Source organism: Shewanella sp. SM87 (assembly GCF_025653705.1).
Classification (GTDB): domain Bacteria; phylum Pseudomonadota; class Gammaproteobacteria; order Enterobacterales; family Shewanellaceae; genus Shewanella; species Shewanella oncorhynchi.
The window spans coordinates 1-24621 of sequence record NZ_JAKKSC010000037.1 but is presented as its reverse complement, the minus strand read 5'-3'; the positions used below and the strand labels follow the sequence as shown (position 1 = coordinate 24621).

Annotated in this window: 15 protein-coding genes and 1 pseudogene; 10 read left to right on the top strand and 6 right to left on the bottom strand. The window is 47.4% G+C overall.

Annotated features, from left to right (window positions below; genetic code table 11):
* Nucleotides 1-116: 116 nt before the first annotated feature.
* Nucleotides 117-989: an HTH-type transcriptional activator IlvY gene (ilvY, locus tag L5M11_RS20730; protein WP_263193125.1), complete on the top strand. Its 873-nt coding sequence runs from the start codon at nt 117-119 to the stop codon at nt 987-989.
* A gap of 193 nt (nt 990-1182) precedes the next feature.
* On the opposite strand, the gene L5M11_RS20725 is transcribed toward ilvY, so the two are convergent.
* From L5M11_RS20725 to L5M11_RS20710, 4 genes and pseudogenes are all read right to left on the bottom strand, one after another.
* The gene (locus tag L5M11_RS20725; protein WP_105250472.1) at nt 1183-2499 is read right to left on the bottom strand and encodes a hemolysin family protein; all 1317 of its coding nucleotides are present in this window, start codon (nt 2497-2499) and stop codon (nt 1183-1185) included.
* Between the two features lie 755 nt (nt 2500-3254).
* Nucleotides 3255-5039 (bottom strand): GGDEF domain-containing protein, encoded by a 1785-nt coding sequence (locus L5M11_RS20720; protein WP_198573269.1) that lies wholly within the window; start codon nt 5037-5039, stop codon nt 3255-3257.
* A 45-nt stretch (nt 5040-5084) separates the two neighbouring features.
* A complete protein-coding gene (locus L5M11_RS20715; RefSeq protein WP_131524932.1) occupies nt 5085-6113 on the bottom strand; it encodes an ABC transporter substrate-binding protein in 1029 nt (342 codons plus the stop codon).
* Between the two features lie 693 nt (nt 6114-6806).
* A pseudogene (locus tag L5M11_RS20710) lies at nt 6807-7948 on the bottom strand (DUF1963 domain-containing protein).
* Between the two features lie 218 nt (nt 7949-8166).
* Here L5M11_RS20710 and L5M11_RS20705 point away from each other — a divergent pair.
* From L5M11_RS20705 to L5M11_RS20695, 3 genes are all read left to right on the top strand, one after another.
* A complete protein-coding gene (locus tag L5M11_RS20705) occupies nt 8167-9693 on the top strand; it encodes a YifB family Mg chelatase-like AAA ATPase (protein ID WP_105250475.1) in 1527 nt (508 codons plus the stop codon).
* A 112-nt stretch (nt 9694-9805) separates the two neighbouring features.
* Nucleotides 9806-10702 (top strand): acyltransferase, encoded by an 897-nt coding sequence (locus L5M11_RS20700; RefSeq protein WP_105250476.1) that lies wholly within the window; start codon nt 9806-9808, stop codon nt 10700-10702.
* 13 nt (nt 10703-10715) lie between these two features.
* Nucleotides 10716-11660, top strand: coding sequence for an acyltransferase (locus L5M11_RS20695; RefSeq protein ID WP_263147558.1), 945 nt, complete (start codon nt 10716-10718; stop codon nt 11658-11660).
* Nucleotides 11661-11667: 7 nt separating this feature from the next.
* Here the strand turns inward: L5M11_RS20695 and L5M11_RS20690 are convergent, their stop codons facing one another.
* Entirely contained in the window at nt 11668-12162 is a 495-nt protein-coding gene (locus L5M11_RS20690) for a DUF523 domain-containing protein (protein ID WP_263193121.1), read from the bottom strand.
* A gap of 298 nt (nt 12163-12460) precedes the next feature.
* On the opposite strand from L5M11_RS20690, the gene L5M11_RS20685 reads away from it, so the two are divergent.
* The 6 genes from L5M11_RS20685 (at nt 12461) to L5M11_RS20660 (ending at nt 24346) form a co-directional block, all read left to right on the top strand.
* Entirely contained in the window at nt 12461-13228 is a 768-nt protein-coding gene (locus L5M11_RS20685; RefSeq protein WP_263193119.1) for a GntR family transcriptional regulator, read from the top strand.
* A 52-nt stretch (nt 13229-13280) separates the two neighbouring features.
* Complete coding sequence (gene prpB / locus L5M11_RS20680; RefSeq protein WP_006084450.1) at nt 13281-14159, top strand: methylisocitrate lyase; 879 nt, start codon at nt 13281-13283, stop codon at nt 14157-14159.
* 166 nt (nt 14160-14325) lie between these two features.
* Nucleotides 14326-15453 carry a 2-methylcitrate synthase gene (gene prpC / locus L5M11_RS20675; RefSeq protein WP_173248017.1) on the top strand — a complete coding sequence of 376 codons (1128 nt, stop codon included), beginning with the start codon at nt 14326-14328 and terminating at the stop codon, nt 15451-15453.
* 80 nt (nt 15454-15533) lie between these two features.
* Nucleotides 15534-18137, top strand: coding sequence for a Fe/S-dependent 2-methylisocitrate dehydratase AcnD (gene acnD, locus L5M11_RS20670; protein ID WP_263193118.1), 2604 nt, complete (start codon nt 15534-15536; stop codon nt 18135-18137).
* Nucleotides 18138-18230: 93 nt separating this feature from the next.
* A complete protein-coding gene (prpF, locus tag L5M11_RS20665) occupies nt 18231-19448 on the top strand; it encodes a 2-methylaconitate cis-trans isomerase PrpF (RefSeq protein ID WP_263193117.1) in 1218 nt (405 codons plus the stop codon).
* Between the two features lie 371 nt (nt 19449-19819).
* Entirely contained in the window at nt 19820-24346 is a 4527-nt protein-coding gene (locus L5M11_RS20660; protein WP_263193129.1) for an EAL domain-containing protein, read from the top strand.
* Between the two features lie 62 nt (nt 24347-24408).
* Here L5M11_RS20660 and L5M11_RS20655 read toward each other — a convergent pair.
* Nucleotides 24409-24621 (bottom strand): integrase core domain-containing protein (locus L5M11_RS20655; protein ID WP_263186454.1); only part of this gene is annotated, 213 nt, incomplete at its 5' end.

Sequence of the window (24621 nt, the reverse complement as noted above, 5' to 3'; positions counted from 1 at the left end):
ATTCGGAACTTCATATTGCATTATGCGCAACGTCAGCCGCAATAACGCTCAGTAACACTGGCAGCAACATCGGCGGCAATATGCAGCACTCAAGCTCAGGCTAAACAGGATAAGTTATGGATATTCGTACCCTCAAATTGTACCTGCACTTATGTGACAGTTTGCACTTCGCCAAGACCGCGGAGCAGATGCATGTGAGCCCATCAACTTTAAGCAGAGCCCTGCAAAGATTAGAAGAAGAAGTGAACGCTAAACTGTTAGAGCGGGATAATCGCAGCGTGACCTTAACCCACGCGGGACACGAGTTTAAGCGATTCGCCGAGCAGACTTTGAACCATTGGAGCACACTCAAGCACAGTATCGATCTCAAGCAGGACGTGCTGCGCGGTCGGTTAAATCTGTATTGCTCGGTCACTGCCGCCTACAGTCATTTACCGGGTTTATTGGATCTATTCCGCCAAGAGCATCCCTTCGTCGAAATCGCCTTAACCACGGGAGATGCAGCGAACGCGCTAGCAGAAGTGCAGCAGAATCGCGCCGATATCGCCATCGCCGCCCTGCCCGCTCCTTTCCCCAGCAGCTTACATTTTGCCAAAATCGACGATGTGCCACTGTCGATTATCGCACCGACGATCCGCTGTGCAGTACAGCAACAAGTTAGCCAAACGCCCATCGATTGGTCGAGCGTACCCTTTATCATCCCAGATCACGGCCCAGGACGGCGCCGCGCCGATAACTGGTTCAAACAAATGGGCATCAGCCCTAATATTTACGCCCAAGTGTCGGGCCAAGAAGCTATCGCCTCTATGGTAGCGTTAGGTTGTGGCGTGAGCATGAGCCCCGAAGTGGTGATCAATAATAGCCCAGTGCGGGATCGCATTCAGCTGCTCTCGTCGCCAGTTGCGATTCCACCGTTCGAGTTAGGTTGCTGCTGCAAAGTGAAACGACTTGATGATCCCATCGTTAATGCGTTTTTGGATGTGATTTAAACGGGGAAAGTAATACAAAATAAAAGTGCGAGTGAAGAGTTTCAACGAGATAGAAAACCGAAACGGCTCTCAAAAAGCTAAAAACTTAGCTAAAGAGAACCGCTTCACTATCGAACAGTTGCTATCAAATTGGTGCTAACGAACTATTGCCACAAGATTTCTATCGCAAGGCAATCAACACAAGATGGCAGGATTACACATCCGGCGAGTTGAGCTTATCAATAGGATCGATACGGGTCACTAATAGCTGATCGACCTTGTACGAATCGATATCGACCACCTCAAATTTATAGCCCGCATAGTTCACGAAATCCGTACGCTTAGGGATTTTACGCAGCATATACATCATAAAACCAGCAATGGTTTCGTAGTTCTGATTATGCGGAAACTCCTCAATACCAAAGGCGCGCATTACGTCGGTAATAGGCGTCACTCCATCGACTAACCAAGAGTTGCTATCACGGGCGATGATCTGCTCTTCGCTCTCGTGCAATGACCAAGCCCCCATTACGGCGCGCTGTAGATCGTTAGTAGTCACAATCCCCACCACTAAGGCGTATTCGTTCATTACCACGGCAAAATCGGCGCGACTATTTTTAAAGTATTCCATCGCTTCTGACAGGCTCAGCGTATCGGGAATGATCAGCGAAGTATGGATTAAGTTACTGCCTTTTAAGATGATATTCTCACCGTTGATCACACGGATCAGCAATTCTTTCGCATCCACGAAGCCTTTGATCATATCCAACTGACCATCGCAGACGAGGAACTTAGTATGGGGATCTTCAGAAATTTTACGCTTGATATCTTCTTCACTGTCTTGCAGTAAAAAGTACACTAAGCTTTCACGGGCCGTCATGGCCGAAGTCACAGAAACGGTTTGCATTTCAAACACATTTTCCATCATCTGTTGCTCACCGCGATCTAGCACCCCAGCTTCGGCGCCCGCATTCATGACGGCATAAATATCGTCGGAGGTGATGGCATCGTTACGCACGGTTGGGATCTGCAGCAGTTTAAAGATACCACTTGCCATGCCATTAAAAAACCACACTAATGGGCGTAATAGCACAATACAGAAAGACATAGGCCCGACAACAGCTAAAGCGACAGGCTCAGGCATCGCCATGGCAATGCGTTTTGGCATTAAATCGGCGACTAAAATAAAGGCGCTGGTTACCGTTATGAAGGATAAAACAAAGCTCAATTGGCTCAGCCAAGGCTCGGCAACTAAAGGGGAAAGCAACTGATAGAAGTAAGGCCGAAATGCCGACTCACCCACAATACCGCCCATGATGGCAACGGCATTAAGACCAATTTGTACTACCGTAAAAAAGCTACCGGGAACGGCTTGTAACTGCAGCACTTTTTCTGCTCGTGCATCGCCCTCATCGGCTAACTGACGTAAACGAATTTTACGTGAAGCGGCAAGTGCAATTTCTGACATAGAGAAAAAACAACTCGCGCCGATTAGACACAATATAATCATCACGTTATCAAAGAGACTCATGTAACACCTTTCATTTAACACTGGACTAACTAGGACGAACTCGCGCTTTATTGCTCGCAAGTCAGTTGAATTCATTGTATTTGAGCAAAGTTTGCTTTGTCTGGTCGCTGCACAACAAGATTGTATTGACCACTTTCACCCCTGAGATAAATGAGCGCTTAGATGACAATCCTTAGGGTGCACTCAGTATATCTGCAAATTCACGAGTTATGCGTGACTCCGCTCTCGCAGCCCACGCATAGCGCTAATGCACTTGCATCATTTAAGTAATTTTTTATGTCGAAACGACTGAATATACAGCATTTAATTATTTTACTCGACTCGATGGCATTAGACATCCGAGCGCGGTGGCTTTGATATTGAGCTGCTAGAACGTACATTTAAACCAACAGAATTGACTATGCAGTCGTGGCTTTGCTTAATTGCGTTACGTAAAATACGTCCAGAATGGCAGCATGGATGTCACTCAGAGTGCATCGCTAAATCGACAATAGGCGACAGATTATATCTCATCTGCCGCCTAATATTACCTCACCTTGAGTAATTTTTATCTTAGCGACTTATCTACAGCTGTGTTTCACATAAATGTTATCAATTAGTTAGCATGATTGAGGACGTCTGTGGCGTGGTGATGCTAACCGAATATGTCTCCAATTTTGCAGCATAGCGCCTAGACTCTTGAAGCTCAGTAGCCAATCCAGCAACGTGTTGGGATATCTTGGCGAAAGAGTAACGTCACCTTCAACCGGCTCCCATTAAATCACTTCAACCTCGACTCTATTGCGACCTTTATCCTTAGCGCGATAGAGGCAAACATCGGCGCGGCGTAATACGTCGGCCATCTTAAACCCCGAGATCTTATCTAATGGCAAAAACACGCTGCCAATACTGATCGTCACCACAGCCAACGGAGATACTTGATGGGGAATATTGAGTTGCTCAACGAGATAACACAGTTGCGTAGCAATAGCCGTTAACTGTGCTGGCGTGACCTGCTCGACGACCAAAGCAAACTCTTCACCACCAATGCGAGCCAATAGAGCATTGTGCGGCAGGATATCGCACTGTGCTAAGGCATCAGCCACCTGCTTGAGCACAGTATCGCCTTCAAGATGACCATAAGTATCGTTGTAGGATTTGAAATAATCGATATCCAACATTAACAATCCCGCTGGAGTGTTAGCTTGTAGCACAGTAGCTAATCTTTCGGTAAAGGGTCGTCTATTAGCTAAGCCAGTTAACTCATCGGTTTCAGCCATCACCTTTAATTGGCTATTCGCGGCAACCAGCGCTTGTTGTAGCACTATCATCTGACGCTCTTTCTGTTCGCGTAGCAGTAACTCGTTCAATGCGGAGGCGAATTGGGTCAACATATTCTTTTTCTGGGCGTTCCAATTTAATGGCCGCGACACAGTCGACAGCGAGAGCAATCCCAATAACTCCCCAGCATTTTTAATCGCAAAGGCGGCAATCGAACATATCCCCACGGATTTCATTACCTCATATTCCTGTGGTGAAAAAGCCTTTAACGCCTCAAGATCCTCAATCACTAAGGTCGATTCCGTCTCGAATTTTTTAGCCAGTTGAGCAATATTATCTACCGAAATCACTTGGACCTTATTTGCGTGTAAGTCACTGGTCCAAAAGCTGCGGTAATAGGCATGCTGCTGATTGAATTCGAGAAGACTCACCCTTTCAACATCAAATAACTGACCTATTTTGTGGCATACCTCAGTTAAGGTTTTATCCACATTGCAGGTATCTATGCTCAAAAATTGCAATGAAATCTCGGCCAACAATTGATTCGACTGCGACTGCCAATCTAATTCTTTAGTTCGTTCTTTGACTAAGTCAGACAATAAATGCTGCTGTTGTTGCAGTGCACGTTGCTGACGTTTATTGATGGCTAAATCATTACGTATCCTTTGATACATACCTTTAAGTGACAATGCCACATGGGCTATTTCATCGGGTCTTGCGGTTACCGTCTCGGGCACAGATAACTTTTTTAACGAGTTAAGATTGATTTTATTAGTGAAATCTTCCAGTGCCGACAATCTATCTGTCACCATGAGTCGCACTAAGGTCAAAATCAAATAAATCATCAATAGGGTCTTTAACCCATTACCGAGCACGATAAAAATCAACTGCCGCCACAGCTCGTAGTAAAGCCGATTGGTATCTAACCCTACGGTCAAAGTCGCTATCGACTGCTCTTGATAGGTCACAGGATAGTGAAATAGAGTTTGCGACTCATCATCGGTTAACAAAGGTTTACCCAGATGCATAGTGACGCCATCGATACTGTCTAAATGTACACTCGACACTAATGGCATCATCCCCAGTCCAGAGAGCAAATCCGATAACAAGCTACGGTCGACGTCCCACAGTGACTTCGCCACGCTTGGCAAAATAGATTCTGAATACTCGCGGATATCCGAAGTCGCATTATCGATACTATCCTGATAGTTCCAAATCAACTGTACCAGCATAGTTAATACAGCAAAAAACGAGCTCACCCCAATAATAATCAGCGTCATCTTGTGGCTAATAGAATGATTACGATGCTTCATGTACACCTGTTATTACGCCTTGAGGGGCAACTTATTCAAAATCTGAGACTGGAAAATCTGTGGCCAATCTCGAGCAACTAACATTTGATAAAATGCCGAATCTGGTTGCAAAACACCGAACAAAGCAACATTGTCATAGGGGAGATATTTTTTATGCTGCTGATAATATTGCAATTCGACCAAACCTAAAGCGCCAACCAAAAAATGCCCGCCACCAATAACACTCACAGAGTGCTGGCGACAAAGCTGTAAAATCTCAGGTGAAGTATTGATCGTACCGACAAATACATCTTTACCAGACACCAAACCTTTTTCCTTCAATGCCTTAAGCACCCCAATCGCCATACGATCACTGGCGGTCCAAATCACATTCAGATCAGGATAACGATTCAGCAGGGTTAACGCTTGCCCATAAGCCACAGCCTCACTCCATTGGCCATAAACCGTTTGAGTCAGAGTGGCATTGGACTGCATAAAGAAATAGTCACTGGCGCCTTGGGTTCGTAGCACTGAAGCAGGCGTCGATTTATCGCCCGAAATCAACAGAACTTTAGCCGCCTTTCCCTCTAAGTCGTCCATTAAGGCCTTAGCGGTCGCCGAACCAATAGCGTAATTATCGGGAATAATGGCGGGTAACAGATATTCTTGCCAATGGGGATCTTGCAGCAAAGCATCACGCTCGCCAGGGGAAATATCATTTAAAATCAATTGCACATAGACAGGGTGAGGATAAAGCGCCTGCAGCATTTTTATCGCGGATTGTTTTTCATTAACCAGAATAACGTAATTAGGTAACGCCTTTGCAGAAGCTAACAACTCATCGAGTAGAGTGATCATCTTGAAGTGATTGCGATCGGAATGAATGATATCGAGTTTAATATCGAGTGTCGTCGATGCCGCCAACATCAATTGGTCGACATCTCCCCAAAAACTGTCATCGACAGCCCCAGGATTAAAGAAAACCACATCGAGTTTTGCCCATGCTGCCCCACCAAAACCCGCAGTACAGATAAACACACACGCTAACATCCACGAACGCATAGGCGAGTTCTCCTCGACCATGTTCCCTCAAATGTCATCCTTCACAAGAGGTCACTTTATTATTATCGATTCACAACCTTGTTACCGCATCGCCGCCCAAAATGTTGCTAAAATCGGCAGCAGATGTTTCGATTAAACCACAAAATGATACAAAGTATACTTTATATGCTGACTATTTATTCCGACACCCTGTCTGTATAAGGAGTTCGAGTGGCTCAGTAGCAGAATGTTTATGGGGATGTAAGTGGCGGCCTTATGCTCAGTCTTGCGACCTAACCACGGAGAAAATGACGGGGACTTAAAAGGAATACAAGTTAGAACTCAGACGTTAATGCGGCCTAGCGGTCAAGTTGAATCAAGGTCGTGGGGAGGGGAACCATGATTTTCAGTGGAGGGTCAACCAACTGAGACTGTGCAACGATGCCCTCATATAATGGCATAGGTTGACTAACCTCTATTAACTGATTGAAATAATTAAATATAACTATCAAGCACTCAATCTATTCAGTGGTAATCATTTCTCCCAGAATCAATCCGTTATAACTCATATTCATTCAAAGGCACTAAATTGTGCTTGCGACTCTTCTTTTAATCGGTCGCAACATACACCTTCAATCGTCTCGATATACTCCAAGTGCTGTGTAGCCCGCATCGCCAAACAAAAAGGTTGGCTGTAGCCAACCTTTCAATGAACTAATAATCATAAATGCAGTAAATGCGATCGAATTTTCCTAACTTTAAATCCGCTTGGTGGATAATAAAATTCAATTGCATAGAATGCTCACTGTAGACGACTTTGAACAGTACTAGATAATCTTCGGCATTGCCGCCTAATTCAGCCGCGGCATGGAGTTCGGGGGCTTTATAGCGACTATCGCCATGGCCATTAATGCTGGCGATACCATTGTAATACGGCAGCGGCTGCTCGGGGACCAGCAATACCTGCAAGTTGGATGACTGCCAGTCGGAGCCCATTGCGATTGAGTGAGAATCTGACCAGGGATAAACCCCTGCTCATTCAATTGTATCAGCTCATAGCCCTTGAGCTGATCTTGCCACTCTGGTGCCAATTCATCATCCACAACCGCTAGGGCCTCCAGCACCATAGCTTGTTGCGGTTCTGGTAGCGCTTGTAAACGTGCCTTGGCTAACTTTACTAAATGCGGGTTGTCACTATTAATCATGTCAGGGGCTATCATCTTAATGCTGGCAATTCCCTGAAGTTGATAAGCCTCTTCATACTCATAGTTTGCACATACCGCATCGTCGAACTTAGGTTCGGCAATCGCTTTTCCAGAGTTCAGTTGCTGATCCTCTGCGACATAATAGACATGGCCGCGAAGCATTTCCGAGAATCGCCAGCGCTCCAAAAAGAACAACAATCGCCCTTCTCGAGGCAAATAAGATTGAAACGCCTTCAGGTCGCTGCAGTTGAGCTGTGCGATAAATTGCATGGGCACACGGAAGGCTTGCGCAGCCTCATCCCAATCCCAATGATGCTCCTCATCAGTCTCCCAATCGTCCTGCCAGTCCTCCCGCCAATGCTCATTAATAAACTCGCGGGTATGGCCAAAGCTCTCAACATAGCCATCCAACATCTCCTCCCTTCCGACCAAAGTCACCGGATAATCCATGCCAACAGGCAAATCCGGCAATCCACCCAGCCGGCTATTACCTAACTGGCCATAGTCTTCGATTGCACAGGGATAGAGATCGACACTACTTCGAATAAATGCCGAAAGCGTATGGGCAAGATGCGGGTCTTTAAACTGCGCCAACTTTTGCTCTAGCAGCTGCTGACGAATGGGGGAATTTTCTGCTAACAACATATCCATATTTACCTCACGACTCCAATATTTGTTTTTTTATCATTTCTATCAACTATTTGCCACCTTCAAATAAGGCAAATTGCCAAACCTATCACACGATTAGCAAAGCCGGAGTCAACGGCTTGCTAATGAGAAGGGCAACGACCTAGGCGATAGGAAACCCCTCCCATTAATTACTGCTACACTCAAATTCAGCGCAAAAAAATTAACAAAAGGATTTGTTTATGGCGATAGCCTGTGTCAATACCCGAGCCAGTTGTGGGGTCGAAGCTCCACAAGTCACAGTTGAAGTACATCTCAGCAACGGCTTACCAGCATTTAATCTTGTAGGCTTACCCGAAGCTTCGGTAAAAGAAGCCCGTGAGCGAGTACGCAGTGCCTTGATCAATGCGGGATTCGAGTTTCCAATGCGGCGGATAACAGTCAATCTCGCGCCAGCTGATTTACCTAAACAAGGTGGCCGCTACGACTTACCCATCGCCGTGGGCATATTGGCAGCTTCGGAACAGATTCCCATTAACAGTTTAAAAAATATCGAGTTTGTCGGCGAGCTGGCACTGTCAGGGCACATACGTTACTGCCAAGGGTTATTGCCCGCGATTATAGCGGCGAAGCGCCAAGACCATACCTTGGTCTTACCGCTAGACAACCGCCACGATGCAGAGCTAGTCGGCTATCCCAATGTGTTATTTGGTTCGCATCTGCAAAGTCTAGCCGCGTATTTACAAGGGCAAAACCAACTGCCCACACTGGCGCCACAGTTAGAATGGGTAAGCCAAGAGACACCCGAATCTCATACTTGCCTGAGCGATGTGATTGGCCAATATCAAGCCAAGCAAGCTCTCGAAATTGCCGCTGCGGGTAACCACAACCTCTTGATGCTAGGCCCGCCAGGTACTGGCAAGACCATGCTTGCCAGCCGCATGATGGCGCTATTGCCCGCGCTCAATTATGAGGAAGCGTTAGAAGTGGCGGCAATTCATTCCGTTGCTGGGCTCGACATTAAACCGCAGCATTTTTTACAGCGACCATTTAGGGCGCCGCACCACACGAGTTCTTCGATTTCCCTCGTTGGCGGTGGCAGTATCCCAAAACCTGGGGAGATCTCCCTCGCCCATCGCGGTGTATTATTCTTGGATGAAGTGGCTGAATTTCCGCGTAAAGTCTTAGATTGCCTGCGCGAACCGATGGAAACCGGCGAAGTGGTGATTTCCCGCGCCGCCGCTAAGCTGACATTTTTGAGTCGATTCCAATTAATCGCAGCGATGAATCCTAGCCCTAGTGGCGACTTGGATAGCCATCATAGATCCAGCCCTGAACAAATCCAACGTTACCTTTCGCGGCTTTCAGGTCCGTTTCTCGATCGTTTCGACTTGACCATAGAAGTGCCCAAACTTCCCGCGGGCACTTTGACTCAAGCCGCGCCGCAGACAGAAACCAGCCAAGATATCGCCAAACGAGTGAAGCTAGCACGTGAGCTACAACTCGCCCGTGCTGGTGTGCTCAATAGCGAACTTACAGGGAAACAATTGAAACGCTTCAGCGGACTCAGTGATGCTGATTTAGTGTTTTTAGAGCAAAGCGTGGTGAAGCTTGGCCTTTCGGTTCGCAGTTTTCATCGTATACAAAGAGTCGCCCGCACTATCGCCGATCTTGAACAAGCACCTAACACCGAACGCCGCCATCTTGCCCAAGCACTGGGTTATCGTGCTATGGATAGGTTGCTGGCACGACTATCCCAGCAATATTGAGCCAGCCGCTTTACAGTGAAGATGAACAAATGCACCGACCAGCTGTGCCTAAGATTGAGCCAAACGCCTACACCGAGTAACATAGGCCTCCAATTTTTGTCAGGGGGCTCGGATGGGAATGCTGTTTTCACAGATAAAAGGCTGTATTGCATTTTTAGGTTACGTTATAAATACCGTCTTTTGGACTATCCCAATCGTGTTAATCAGTTTTATAAAACTGATACCTATCAGTCCATTAAGGACTGCGACTAGCCATGTACTCGATTTTTGTGCCAGCGCTTGGATCAGTGTTAATGGCGTAATTGAACGCTGCTTACATCCCGTTAAGATTGAACTGAGTGGTGACACCGACTTTTCCACTAAAGAGTGGTACATGGTGATTGCCAACCACCAGTCTTGGGTCGATATCCTGATCCTGCAGCGGATTTTTAACCGAAAAATCCCTTTCTTAAAGTTTTTCCTCAAGCAAGAGCTGATTTTTGTACCTGTATTAGGCCTAGCTTGGTGGGCACTCGATTTTCCTTTTATGCGTCGTTATAGCACAGCGCAGTTGCGTAAGAATCCTAAGTTAAAGGGCAAAGACATTGAAATTACACGTAAAGCCTGTGCTAAGTTTAAGGCTAAGCCTGTGAGTGTGATGAACTTTGTCGAAGGCACGCGCTTCAGCAAGGCTAAGCATCAAAAACAAAACTCACAGTTCCAACATTTGCTAAAACCTAAAGCGGGCGGTATGGCCTTCGCGCTATCAGCCATGGGTGAACAGATCCACAAACTAGTCGATGTCTCCATTTACTACCCAGACGCAGTACCGAGCTATTGGGACTACCTGACAGGCAAGTTGCCAAGCGTTAAAGTACACATCAAGGTCTCCGATATTGATCCTGCAATGCGCGGCGATTATATGAATGACCGCGATTTTAAAATTGGCTTCCAAGAACAACTGAATCAACTCTGGCTCACTAAGGATCAAGTGTTAAGCCAACTCGCTAGCCAAGCGAATAAAGAATAAAGGTAACGCCACTATGTTGAATTTCCTGCCTGGTTCAGTGTTGTTTATGCTGAGCTTAAGCTTGCTGATCATTAATACCGCCGTTTGGGGCTCGCTTATCAGCATTGGCGGATTAGTGAAAATTGTGATGCCAGCACAAAATGCGCGCAATGCGGTGACTACGGTCATGAACCGTTTTATGTGGGCTTGGGCCTGCTGCAACGGTGGCATCTTGTATTTGATCGCTAAAATTGAGTGGGATGTCAAAGGGCTCGAAGGACTCGATAAAAACAGCTGGTATTTGCTGATCAGCAACCACCTCAGTGGATTCGATATCGCCGCGCAAACTTACGTGTTACGTAACCACATCCCTATGCTGAAGTTCTTCCTCAAAAAAGAACTCGCCTATGTGCCGATTATGGGACTGGGTTGTTGGGCGCTGGATATGCCTTTCATGAACAGGACTAGCCCGGCAAAACTTAAAAAGAATCCAAAGCTTAAGGGCAAAGATTTAGCGACCACACGCCGCGCCTGTGCCAAGTTTAGCAATATGCCCACGTCAATCATTAACTATGTTGAAGGCAGCCGTTTTACCCAAGATAAACATCAGCGCCAAAACTCGCCTTATCAACATTTGTTACGTCCTAAAGCGGGTGGTATCGCCTTTACCTTATCAGCCATGGGCGAACAATTTACTAACCTGCTGGATATGACAATCGTCTACCCAGATGCGCCTGAAGATATTCTGTTTGGGGTGATGAATGGTAAGGTCAGTAAGATTATTGTGCGAATTAACGCCCTGCCCGTGCCTCAGGTCGATGCGGCGCGTTATTTCTCTGAGTCTGAGTACCGCGTCGAATTCCAGCGCTGGTTAAACCAAGTGTGGGCGGAAAAAGACCAACAAATTGATGCTTTACTCCAAACACATCAAAGTGTGAACAATAAGGCCACCAGCCCAAATCACACTCAAGCAAGCTAGCTCGTCTCTAGCTTTGCTCTAGTTTAGCAACGCATGCCGCTGCAGCGGATAACTCCAATTCATTGAATACGGTTATTCCTGCGGCACTGAGTTTTTCAGCTGTTAATCCTCGTCCCGCAATTAACTGTTTTACAAATTGACCATCGTAAATCTGCCTATTACCACAGGATGGACTGCGGGCTTTTAAAATCGCCACTTTAATCCCGTGTTGCTGCGCCAGCTTAAGCGCGAGATCGGCTCCCAGACTAAAAGCGTGGGTCACATCCTCACCTTGGGCAGTTAAGATGCGCTGTCCAATCCGCTCCGCTGGCGGTCTAGGTGTTGGCAAACCGCCTGCACATTCGGGACAAATCGCCACAATCCGCCCTTGTTCGAGCCACGTTTGCACCAGCTCGCTCTCCATCAAGTTATGGCCACCGTCGTAGCGCACCGCTTGTCCGAGTAAACAACTGCTCACTAACACTTTTTCCACTGTCATCCCCAAATGTCTCATTCCGCCCATAGCATAACGCGAAGGATAAACATGCCAAATGCATTTGGACGATTTACCCCAAAACCATCAACATCCGCAACGAGGTTGGAAGGTTAAAACTACGCCATTGTTGACAATTTAATATTTAAACATTCATAACATAAAATATCAATAACGATATAATTAAAATAAAATGATAAAAATCAATAAAAAACAGAAAGCCATTAAAATATAGACTTACGTCTAAGTAAACACATTGTTGACAATCCACCAAGGGAGGGCTATTTTTTACCCATTGTCGACAATCCTATTAATAGTGATGCGCTCTATGTTAAAGCAAGACACGACGTTCGTTTCTGATGACACTCAAGTTCCCCACCTGCACAAGGTCAAATCGATCTCGGCAGATAAGACGTCGACCACATTAGCCGATCAAATTTTGGTGCAGATCCAAACCAGCATCATCAAGGGCGAACTGCCTGCGGGCAGCAAGATTAACGAGCAAGCACTGGCCGAAAAATACGGCATCAGCCGCGGCCCGACCCGCGAAGCACTGCAAACCTTAGAAAGACAACGTTTAGTGGTGCGTGCGCCCCATGTTGGTGCCCGCGTCGCCCAACTGACGGTGAGTGAACTTAACGATTTATATCAACTACGTAGCGTGCTTGAAGGCATGGCCTGCGAACTCGCCGCCAGCCGTATTACCCCAGAACAATTAGCCAAGCTAGAAGATCTGCTCGCAACGCAAGAAGCGGCGCTCGCCAAGGGCGATACTTACTTCCAAGAGGAAGGCGATGTCGACTTCCACTACCAAATTATTCAAGCCAGCGGTAACAAGCATCTGCAGGAAACCTTAGTCGGCGGCCTGTATCACCTGCTACGTATGTACCGCTACCAGTGCACCAATAAAAATCGCCCAGTGAAAGCGATTGCCGAACACAGACGCATAGTCGAAGCCATTGCCCAGCGCGATGGTGAGTTGGCCAGTTTGCTGATGCGCCGCCATATCGAACAGGGGCGTAAAAATACCGAATTACGCTTAATTGAATTGCAAGCCAATGCAGCCGCAAAAGAAACCTTAGCCAACATTAGCTAAGTTCTTACGGCTCAATATGCCCACTTCCCATAAAATGGAAAAGGATAAAACCATGACTCAAAGCGCAGGATTACGTTTTCGCCAAGCTCTTGCTAAGGCCAAACCGTTACAAATCGTTGGTACCACCAATGCCTATTTTGCCTTAATGGCAGAGCAAACTGGCTTCCAAGCCTTGTATCTTTCGGGCGCTGGCGTTGCCAATGCTTCCTACGGTTTGCCTGACTTGGGCATGACCTCAATGAATGACGTGCTGATTGATGCCGGCCGCATCACCTCTGCCACGCAGGTGCCTTTATTGGTCGATATCGATACTGGCTGGGGCGGCGCATTCAACATTGCTCGTACCATTAAAGAATTCGAAAAAATCGGCGTAGCCGCTGTGCACATGGAAGACCAAGTGTCGCAAAAGCGTTGCGGCCATAGACCCAACAAAGCGGTCGTAAGTATTGAAGAAATGGTCGATCGCATTAAAGCGGCCGTCGATGCCCGTACCGATCCTAACTTTGTGATCATGGCACGTACCGATGCCGTCGCCGTGGAAGGTTTAGAAGCGGGTATTGAACGCGCGCAAGCGTATATCGCCGCCGGTGCCGACATGATCTTCGCCGAAGCCTTAACAGAACTAGACCAATATCGTCACTTCAAGGCTCAAGTTAAAGCACCGATTTTGGCGAACATGACTGAATTTGGTCAAACCCAATTGTTCAATAAAGAAGAACTCGCCGAGGCGGGTGCCGACATGGTGCTCTACCCACTCGGTACTTTCCGTGCAGCCAACCAAGCCGCATTGAACGTCATGCAAGCGCTGATGAATGATGGTCATCAACGCAACGTGCTAGACACTATGCAGACCCGTAAAGACTTGTATAAATACTTGGGCTACCACGCCTTTGAAGACAAGTTAGATCAACTGTTCAGCCAAGATAAATAACCGAAAAGCTGCAACCCTATAGGGTTTGGCGTTAATGCAGATTTAACGTTAAACACGTTACATAAAAAGTGCAGCCTTAACCAATAAATGTCGGCGAATGAACACTCAAAATAAGTGCATTCATCCACCAGCAATAATCATACAGAGTTAACGGAAGGGAAGGATTATGTCAGAAGCTAAAAAACTAAGCGGTGCAGGATTACGTGGCCAGAGCGCAGGCGAAACCGCATTGAGCACAGTGGGCGTGTCAGGCAGCGGCCTAACGTACCGCGGTTATGATGTGAAAGATCTCGGTGAAAATGCCACCTTCGAAGAAGTCGCCTACCTTATTCTTTACGGCGAGCTGCCCACTCAAGCCCAACTTGATGCCTACAAAAACAAACTCAAAGGCCTTCGCGGTCTGCCACAAGCATTAAAAGAAGTATTAGAGCGCATTCCTGCTGAAACTCATCCTATGGATGTGATGCGTACTGGCTGCTCTATGCTAGGTAACTTAGAAGCCGAGCACAGCTTTAGCGAACAGAGTGAAATCACCGACCGTTTACTCGCCGCATTCCCATCGATCATCTGTTACTGGTATCGCTTTAGCCACGATGGCGTGCGTATCGATACTGAAACCGATGACGATCAAATTGGCGCACACTTCCTCCACTTATTACATGGCAAAGCGCCGTCGGCACTGCATGCTAAAGTGATGGACGTATCGTTAATTCTTTATGCAGAACATGAATTTAACGCATCAACCTTTACCGCTCGCGTCTGTGCTTCCACCCTGTCAGATATGCATTCATGCGTCACTGGGGCGATTGGTTCACTGCGCGGCCCGCTGCATGGCGGCGCGAACGAAGCAGCGATGGAACTCATTCAAGATATGAAAGATGAAGCCGATGCGCGCGACATCTTAATGGGCAAACTCGAGCGTAAAGATAAGATCATGGGCTTCGGCCACGCAATTTACCGCGACAGCGATCCACGTAATGCCATCATCAAAGAATGGTCAGAAAAACTGGCGGCTGCCAACGGTGACGACCGCCTATACCGCGTATCAGTTGCCTGTGAAGCCCTGATGTGGGAACAGAAAAAACTCTTCTGTAATGCTGATTTTTTCCACGCCAGCGCTTACCACTACATGGATATTCCGACTAAGTTGTTTACGCCAATCTTCGTGTGTTCACGCGTCACTGGCTGGGCGGCGCACGTGATGGAGCAACGCTCTAACAACCGCATCATCCGCCCGAGTGCCGATTATGTGGGCGTGGCGCCGCGCAAAGTGGTACCGATTGCCAACCGTTAAGCAAAATTGACCACACTTGGCGCGAGATTTCACTCAATGTAAGTCTCGCGCCAACTTCATTTTCCGAAATGGATGATGTTATGAGCACTGCTATGAATACCCAATATCGCAAGCCCTTACCCGGCACTCAACTCGATTACTTCGATACCCGCGAAGCCGTAGAAGCCATTCAAGCTGGCTCGTATGCCAAGCTACCTTACACCTCGCGCGTTTTAGCTGAAAACTTAGTCCGTCGCTGCGACCCGGCCGTTTTGACCGACTCGCTAAAACAGATTATCGAATCTAAGCAAGAACTGGATTTCCCTTGGTTTCCTGCCCGCGTGGTGTGCCATGATATTTTGGGGCAAACCGCCTTAGTTGACCTTGCAGGTCTGCGTGACGCTATTGCCGCTAAGGGTGGCGATCCCGCCAAAGTGAACCCAGTTGTGCCAACCCAGCTGATTGTGGATCACTCACTCGCTGTCGAATTTGGTGGTTTTGATAAAGACGCCTTCGCCAAAAACCGCGCCATCGAAGACAGACGCAACGAAGACAGATTCCACTTTATTGATTGGACGCAAAAAGCCTTTAAAAACATCGATGTTATCCCTCAGGGTAACGGCATCATGCACCAAATTAACTTAGAACGTATGTCGCCTGTGGTGCATTCACGCAATGGCGTGGCCTTCCCCGATACCTTAGTTGGCACCGACAGCCACACGCCGCACGTTGATGCGCTCGGTGTTATCGCCATAGGTGTCGGCGGCTTAGAAGCCGAAAGCGTGATGCTAGGGCGCGCATCCTATATGCGTCTACCGGACATTATCGGTGTGAAGCTCACGGGCAGACCGCAGCCTGGCATTACGGCTACCGATATCGTATTGGCCTTGACCGAGTTTCTACGCGCACAAAAAGTTGTCTCTTCTTACTTAGAGTTCTTCGGTGAAGGCGCAGCGGCGCTGACATTAGGCGATCGCGCCACGATTTCGAACATGACGCCTGAGTTTGGCGCCACTGCGGCCATGTTCTATATCGACCAGCAAACCCTTGATTATTTGACCTTAACGGGCCGCGAAGCCGAGCAAGTTAAACTGGTTGAAACCTATGCCAAAACCGCAGGTTTGTGGGCCGACAGCTTGACCGAAGTGCACTATCCACGCGTACTGCGTTTTGATTTATCTTCGGTGGTGCGCACCATTGCAGGGCCATCAAACCCACATGCGCGGGTGCCAACATCAGAACTCGCGGCACGTGGTATTAGTGGCGTAGTCGAAAACGAGCCCGGCTTAATGCCCGATGGCGCTGTGATTATTGCGGCGATTACCAGCTGCACGAATACCAGCAACCCACGCAACGTGATTGCTGCAGGTCTCATTGCCCGCAACGCCAATGCTAAAGGCTTAAGCCGCAAACCTTGGGTCAAAACCTCACTGGCACCCGGCTCTAAAGCGGTGCAATTATATTTAGAAGAAGCCAAGCTATTACCTGAGCTTGAACAACTCGGTTTTGGCATTGTTGGTTTTGCCTGCACGACGTGTAACGGCATGAGCGGCGCGCTGGATCCTGTGATTCAAAAAGAAGTGATCGACCGCGACTTGTACGCCACCGCTGTGTTATCGGGTAACCGTAACTTCGATGGCCGTATTCACCCTTATGCAAAACAAGCCTTCTTAGCATCGCCGCCATTGGTCGTCGCCTACGCGATTGCAGGCACCATACGTTTCGATATCGAAAAGGATGTGCTGGGATTAGATAAAGACGGTAAGCCAGTAAAACTTATCGACATTTGGCCATCGGATGAAGAAATCGATGCCGTGATTGCGACCAGTGTTAAACCTGAGCAGTTCCGCAAAGTGTACGAGCCCATGTTCGATTTAGCCGTCGATTACGGCGAAAAAATCAGCCCGCTGTACGATTGGCGTCCGCAATCTACTTATATTCGTCGCCCACCTTACTGGGAAGGCGCATTGGCGGGTGAACGCGCACTCAAGGGTATGCGACCACTGGCGGTACTGGGTGACAACATCACCACAGACCATTTATCGCCCTCTAACGCCATTATGATGGACAGCGCCGCAGGCGAATATCTGCACAAGATGGGCTTGCCGGAGGAAGACTTTAACTCCTACGCCACCCACAGGGGGGATCACTTAACCGCCCAACGTGCGACCTTTGCCAACCCTAAACTTAAAAACGAGATGGCAATCGTTGACGGTAAAGTGCAACAAGGTTCACTGACGCGTATCGAGCCAGAAGGTCAAGTGACCCGTATGTGGGAAGCGATTGAAACCTATATGGAACGTAAGCAGCCGCTGATCATCATAGCGGGCGCAGATTACGGCCAAGGTTCGTCCCGCGACTGGGCTGCCAAAGGCGTGCGTTTAGCGGGGGTTGAGGCCATTGTTGCCGAAGGTTTCGAGCGCATTCATCGCACTAACTTAGTCGGTATGGGCGTGTTGCCGCTGGAGTTTAAAGCCGGTGACAACCGTGCAACTTATGGAATAGATGGCACAGAAGTGTTCGATGTGCTCGGCACGCCAGCGCCAAGAGCGGATTTGACTGTCGTCATCACCCGTAAAAACGGGGAGCGCATCGAAGTGCCGGTGACGTGTCGTCTCGATACCGCCGAAGAAGTGTCTATCTACGAGGCGGGCGGCGTATTGCAGCGTTTTGCTCAGGACTTTTTAGAGTCGAATCTGAAGTAAAACTCGCTTTCAACAGGTGGCGACTCCACACGTGAATCGCCACCTTTGATAGCAACGCTAACCTGTATCGCTATTCCCCTTGGAGTTAATAGCATGAGTAAGAATTTTTTCCCGCCACAAATCAAAGTCGCCGCGACTTATATGCGTGGCGGCACCAGCAAGGGCGTGTTTTTCCGTCTGCAGGATTTACCTAAAGCCGCACAAGTTGCAGGTCCCGCACGTGATGCCTTGTTACTGCGAGTGATAGGCAGCCCAGACGCTTACGGTAAACAAATCGATGGCATGGGCGGAGCCACCTCGAGCACCAGCAAAACCGTAATCCTCTCCCCTAGCACCCAAACCGATCACGATGTCGATTACCTCTTCGGCCAAGTGGCAATCGATAAACCTTTTGTAGATTGGAGCGGTAACTGTGGCAACTTGACCGCCGCTGTCGGTGCCTTTGCCATCAGCAATGGCTTAATTGATACGGCCCGTATTCCACACAATGGCGTCTGCACAGTCCGAATATGGCAAGCCAACATAGGCAAAACGATTATCGCCCATGTGCCAATCACCAAGGGTGAAGTGCAAGAAACCGGTGATTTTGAGCTCGATGGTGTGACCTTTCCCGCCGCCGAAGTGCAAATCGAATTTATGAATCCGGCACCTGACGAAGATGGCAATTCTAACGGAGGGAGTAGCAGCATGTTCCCTACGGGCAATCTTGTCGATGTGCTAGAAGTGCCGGGCATTGGCAGCTTTAACACTACTATGATCAACGCGGGCATTCCCACCATTTTTATCAACGCAGAAGACTTAGGCTACACGGGCACAGAGCTACAAGATGATATTAATAGTGACAATGCCGCCCTTGCCAAATTTGAAACCATTCGCGCCTATGGCGCCGTGCGTATGGGCTTGATTTCGCATATTGATGAAGCAGTTGCACGCCAACACACGCCTAAGATCGCCTTTGTCGCTAAGCCTAAAGCCTATGTGTCATCGAGCGGTAAAACCGTCAATGCAGATGAAATTGACCTACTGGTACGCGCCTTGTCTATGGGCAAACTGCACCACGCTATGATGGGCACGGCTGCCGTTGCGATTGGTACGGCGGCGGCAATTCCCGGCACTTTAGTCAACTTAGCCGCAAACGGTGGAGACACTCACAAAACGATAGATGCTGTACGTTTCGGTCATCCCTCTGGCACCTTGCGCGTTGGCGCTGAGGCAAACTTAGTGAATGGTGAATGGACAGTCGTTAAAGCCATTATGAGCCGCAGCGCCCGCGTACTGATGGAAGGTTTTGTGCGAGTACCCGCTGCGTAACTTTATCTAAGTAAAACAGTTCAACCAAAGACCTTGCTTCTCCCCCTTCCGGCAAGGTCTTTTTTCTATTCTCGCCCATCATTTTAATCTGCTTCGCCCGTATTTGTCTTAGCATAATATGTTGACATACCTGAAACAATGCTAAGATCCTTTAGCAAAAACGCCAGAATACAAACTCGTCATAAAAAGAATATTGGCAGTAAAACGGTACAGTTAATATATTGCATGATCTATTACAGAATCGCGCCCATCGATTTTGGTTATTTTTAAGCCAAGTCAGCAATTTAAGTCGCATTTTTACAGCAAAATGGCATGTAAGGTCTAGGCTAAGAACTAAACTAAATAGAAACCTAATCAGGATGGGTCCGTTTTTGGTAGGGGGAAATTTGAGTCAACTAATCCACAAGCTAATGCTAAGTACGCTTTTTATCCTAAGTTTGTGGGGGATCTCGTGCAATGGATTAGCTCAACCATTGAGCGCGGCTTCCACACAGCTAAAATTTGAACATATTCGCAGTGAAGATGGCCTTACCCAAAATACGATTACTAGCCTGTTTATGGACAATGCAGGTATGTTATGGATTGGCACTCAAGATGGTTTGCATGCTTATAACGGTCACAGCTTCAATATTTTCCCCCATTCACCCAATGATCCGAGGAGTATTTCTGAGAGCTATGTCTCTGACATTATTCAAGACTCAGAAGGTAATATCTGGGTTTCAACTTTCAGCCAAGGGGTAAATCGACTCGATTTGAGCACAGGGACCTTTGAACACTTTGGCCAAGAACAAGGGCTTACTGATCCACGCACAACCAAACTCAGCGTTGTAGGCAATACACTCTGGATTGGTACTAAAGCAGGACTATTTTCCCTATCGACCAAAACCAAACGCATTACCCAAGTGAACTTAGGTAATAGTGTTCAACCCCACATCACCAGCTTAGCCAATGTTGAAGACACTTATCTGCTGGCAGGAACACAAGATAGCGGCACCTTTGCTGTCAGTGCCAATACTATTACTCGCTTAAATGTCCCGCAGAATCTCACTGCACATCAAATTAGGGCACATTCCGCTAATGCGATCACTTTAGCTCTGGGAGAGCAATTATGGCATTACAACTTGGCCTCACAACAGGGCGAAATCCTCTGGCAGACAGACGATAATGTGCCTTACATTAAAGATTTTATCCAAACTGAGCAGGGTGACTTTTGGGTTGTTGGGCCAGAAGCCGGTCTTATTCAACTCGAGAGAAACGATAAGGCATTTACTGCGACCTACCACAGGTATGATCCTAAGCGTACCAACAGTATCAGTGAAAATAACATACTGAGCTTACTGCAAGATCCCTTTGGCAATTTATGGTTAGGTGCCAGTTATTCTGGTCTAGATAAAATTAATACCCGTCGTCAGTATTTTCAGCATATTTACGAATCCACCCCTAACCTGTCGCAACAAAGTAACAACATTCGCACCTTGTTCCGCAGCCAAGATAATGCGCTATGGATAGGCACCGAAGGTGCTGGGCTTAAACGCATGTTGGCCAATGGAAAATATGAACACTACACGGAGCTCTTTGCTAACGCCTTAGGGATGCATCAACGCAACTTGAATCTTATCCTGCGAGATATAGACCAAGACAAAAATGGCGTGCTTTGGTTTGCCACTAACTATGGGCTAGGTCGACTGGCGCTAGATGGCCACTTCCAGTTACTCAAGGTGACAGAACGCACTGATCAAGGCGCAGAAACCAATTATATCCGTAGTTTAGATATTGATGAGCAAGGTCGCCTCTGGGTGGCAACAACCAATGCCCTCTACCGTAAGGCGATAGATACCGATGAATTTACTTTTATCTCATTGGCACATATTGATAATTTCTATCCGGCACAAAACCAGTTTTTAATCCTCAGAACACACAAAGACACGCTATGGATAGGTACTCTCGATGGCCTACTTAAACTGGATATGAAAACTGGCACAGGTAAATCCTACTTCCATCAATCCTCAGACAAAAACAGCCTGATCAACAACCGTGTCCGCGATATTTTAGTCACAAAGTCGGGCGAGGTATGGTTTGCTACCCATGGTGGGATCAGCAAGTTACCGTCCCAAGAGGCCGATGCAGGTTTTAGCCACTATACCCGCAATCAGGGATTACCAAGTGATACCATCTATGCCTTACTCGAGGATCAAGAACACAACATTTGGTTTAGTAGTAATGCGGGCATAGGCAAACTAAACCCCAAAACCAACCGTGTCATCATATTCAACGAACAAGAGGGATTACAAGCACTGGAGTTTAACGGTGGCGTAAAACTTGAAGACAGCGATGGCGATCTCTGGTTTGGTGGCATTAATGGCATAAATCGTTTCAATCCAAAGTCAATTCCAGATCAACGACCCGATGTTAAAGTCGCACTCACTGGCTATAGTATTGCGGGTAAAGGGCACACTATTCTCGATTTAAGTCATCCACCTAGCATAGTAATGGACTATAGCGATCAGCTGATCAGTTTTGAGGTGACCTCATTGGATTTCAGCTATACGGGTAAAAACCGCTTCAGCTATTTTCTTGAGGGATTTGATAACGAGTGGCATGAGCTCCCCACAGGTAATGAAATCACCTTCACCAATATTAATCCTGGTCACTACCAACTGCATGTTCGCCATGGGCTGCAATACAACACTCAAGGTGACTACGCCCTTTCTGTCGATCTTCATGTACAAGCGCCCTTCTATCGAACTCAGTTCGCCTACTCCCTCTATAGCTTGCTCTCTCTATGGCTGTTGGCTTGGATCATTATCTGGCGTAAAAGAAAACGCCAGCAACAGCGCGAATTTGAAACCAGTATCCGCGCCTCAGAGGAGCGACTCAAACTTGCACTTTGGGCCTCTGGCGATGGCATGTGGGACTGGAACATACCAGAAAATCGCGTCTATCGTACCAATATGGATTCTTCAGTCCCCCATTGGAATAGCAGCAATATAGCCCATGAGAGCATGCACTCAGAGGATAGAGAAAGATTCAAATTTGAGCTTAACGAACACCTTCAAGGTCGTTCGCCTTTCTTCGAAGCAGAGTACCGAGTCGAGCGCTCCCCCGGTAATTGGGTATGGATTTTAGACCGCGGTAAAGTGGTGGAAAAAGATAGCCTAGATAATCCGATCCGCATGACAGGGACCAACCGTAACATTACCTCGCGCAAACTGATTGAAAACGAGTTGGTACTGTCATCACAAGTGCTCAACAGTATGAACGAAGCCGTTGTAGTGGGAGGATTAAATTATCGAATTCGTTCGGTCAACCCAGCATTTTGTGCCATTACAGGGTACACAGAACGCCAAATAACCGACAGGCACTTCATTCACTTAGCCTTTAGCCGCCAACAGCGGGAGTTGTTCAATACAATTGAACAACAGCTACTGCGTCACAAACATTGGGTCGGAGAACTGTGGATCCGCAATAAACAACGTCAGGCCATTTTAGTCTGGCTTGAAATCAACCAAGTGATCGATATCAAAGGCGAAACCAGTCACTTCGTTGCAGTATTTACCGACATCACAGAGCGGAAAAAAGCCGAAGAAGATCTGCGTTTTCTCGCCAGCTTCGACACATTAACTGGCTTACCGAACCGAACCTTATTTCAAGACAGACTCAATCACGCGATTACTCAAGCGCACAGAGCGAATAATATCGTTGCCTTGCTGTTCTTAGACCTCGACCGCTTTAAACATATCAACGACTCTATGGGTCATCATGTCGGGGATTTGTTACTGAAAGCCGTGGCAAGACGACTGCAAAATGCAGTGCGTGATGGCGATACTGTCGCACGCTTAGGTGGCGATGAATTTACTATTATTTTAGAAGGTGTTGCGAAAACAAAAGCCGCAACCCTGATCTCAGAAAAAGTACTCAGAGCATTCCAAACGCCCTTCCTATTGGACGATAAAACGCTGACCATCTCGACCTCAATTGGTATCAGCTTATACCCTAACGATGCGGACAATGCCGACTCACTAATTAAATTTGCCGATACCGCCATGTACCACGCAAAATCATCAGGTCGAAATAACTTTCAGTTTTATACCTCTAAGTTAAATGAAATCGCCACCCGTCATGTACAACTCGAAAGTGGTTTAAAGGAAGCTATCCAACGCAAAGAACTAAGCTTAGTTTATCAACCTAAATTCTGTTTACGAGATGGTTCACTCACAGGACTGGAAGCACTTTTACGTTGGTATCACACTGAACTTGGTCCTATTTCACCTGTGGAATTTATTCCACTGGCGGAAGAAACGGGTATCATCACTCAAATTGGCCACTGGGTGATCAACCACGCCTGCCAGCAATTAGCCGAATGGAATAGCCTAGGATTTAACGGGATCACTATCGCCGTCAACCTATCGGCTCGCCAACTGAAAGCGGACATTATCTCCACCATCGAAGTTGCTTTAGCCGTATCAGGTCTCCCGGCTCAATCCCTTGAGCTTGAGCTTACTGAATCAATGATCATGGGCAATCCGCAGGAGTCGGTCAGCATCCTATCTAAACTCAAGGCCCTAGGATTGACCATAGCCGTGGATGATTTTGGTACGGGTTATTCGAGCCTAAGCTATCTCAAACGCTTCCCGATAGACACACTCAAAATCGATCGAGAATTTGTCAGAGACATCACCAACGATCCCGACGATGCCGCCATCACCAGCGCCATTATTGCCCTCGCTCACAGCTTAGAACTGAATGTCGTCGCCGAAGGCGTAGAGACCCAAGAACAGCTCAACTTCTTGGCGATGCAGGGTTGCGATCAAGTACAAGGTTTTTTACTGAGTAAACCCTTAAATGCCGAAGATTGTTTAACCTTACTCAAAAATCAATCTAAGCCACAGCCACTTTGATTTAAGGCGTTACCAACAAAAACATTTGTCTAGTCCTGAAATAAGTTGACACTTATTTCCACCTAAAACGCCTGATGAACCTCATCGGGCGTTTTGTATTTTAAGGCCAAATGGGGCCGTCGTTGATTATAGATGGCGACCGCTTCTTCCACCATCTGTCGTGCCTCCTGCAGCGTTGCTGGCTTATGTGTTAAAAACTCCTGCTTCAATATGCCATTTACTCGCTCTGCTAACGCATTTTGATAGCAGTCATATCCGTCTGTCATTGAGCATGT